The organism is Achromobacter sp. D10, from assembly GCF_035282245.1.
Classification (GTDB): Bacteria; Pseudomonadota; Gammaproteobacteria; order Burkholderiales; family Burkholderiaceae_B; genus Achromobacter; species Achromobacter insolitus.
On record NZ_JAYJLE010000026.1, the window covers coordinates 1 to 1,199 of the forward strand.

Consider the following 1,199-nt stretch of genomic DNA (forward strand, 5'->3'; position numbering starts at 1 on the left):
CGCAGCGCCCGGTCCAGTTCCAGGACGGACTGATACAGCACGCGGGTGCCGTCCAGCAGTTGCGAGGGCTCGATCCATTCTTCCGGGCAATGGCTGCGGCCGTTCAGGCAGGGGATGAAGATCATCCCGATGGGTCCGGTGGGCGCCATGTAGACGGCATCGTGGCCCGCGCCGCTGGGCAGGCGCATGCAGGCGTAGCCCAGCTGGCCGGCGGCGGTCTGCACCGCGTCCATCACCAGCGGCGTGCAGTCGGTGGGCCGGGCGCGGCTCAGCTGCGTGAAGCTTGCGGACAGGCGCAGCGCCGTCAGGTCCGTGGCCACGCCCGCCATCAGGGTTTCGGGGAAAGCATCGAGCACGGCGTCGCTGTCGCTGCGCACTTCCAGGGTGAGTTCGACGCAGCCCGGCACCGCATTGGCGGCGTTGGGCGTCATGGACAGGCGGCCCACCGTCGCCACGACGTAGTGCGGATTGCCGCTAGCGGCGCTGGCCTGGCGGTGGGCGGCGTCGATGATGCGGGCCGCGCCCACCAGGGCGTCGCGGCGGATGTCCATGGGCGTGGTGCCGGCATGGTCGGGCTGCCCTTGCACCGTGATCTGCACGCGGCGGATGCCGACGATGTTGGTGACCACGCCGATGGGCAGGCCGCGGCTTTCCAGCACCGGGCCCTGTTCGATATGCAGCTCGACGAAAGCGGCGGTGCCGCCGGGGCCGCGCAGCGGCGCGCCCAGCGCTGACGGATCCCCGCCGATGCGGGCAATGCCGGCCGCGAGCGTTTCGCCCTCGGGGTTGCGGGCCTGCAGCATGTCCGCGGTCAATTGGCCGCAGAGCGCGCGGCTGCCCACGCAAGAGATACCGTAGTCGCTGGGTTCCTCGGACAGGAAGTCGATGACCTCGAAGGGGTGTTCCAGCTGGACGCCGTGTTCGCGCAGCGTGTGGGCCACCTCGATGCCGGCCAGCACGCCGATGATGCCGTCGAACCGGCCGCCGGCCATGACGGTGTCGCAGTGCGAGCCGGTCGCGATGGGCTTGCGCGCCGGATCGCGTCCGGCCAGCGTGCCGACCAGGTTGCCGCCGGCGTCCAGGCGGGTGGTGAGGCCAGCGGCTTCGAATTCACCGCGCAGCCAGGCGCGCGCTTCGTCAAACAGCGGCGAGAACGCGCGGCGCGTCCAGGGCACATCGGGCAGGGTGAATCGGGACAG

Annotated in this window: 1 protein-coding gene; it reads right to left on the reverse strand. The window is 71.1% G+C overall.

The features are described from left to right. Window positions 1-1,199, reverse strand: a 1,199-nt coding sequence (locus tag VCS63_RS29675; protein ID WP_323881919.1) for a Zn-dependent hydrolase, incomplete at both ends; no start/stop codon positions are given.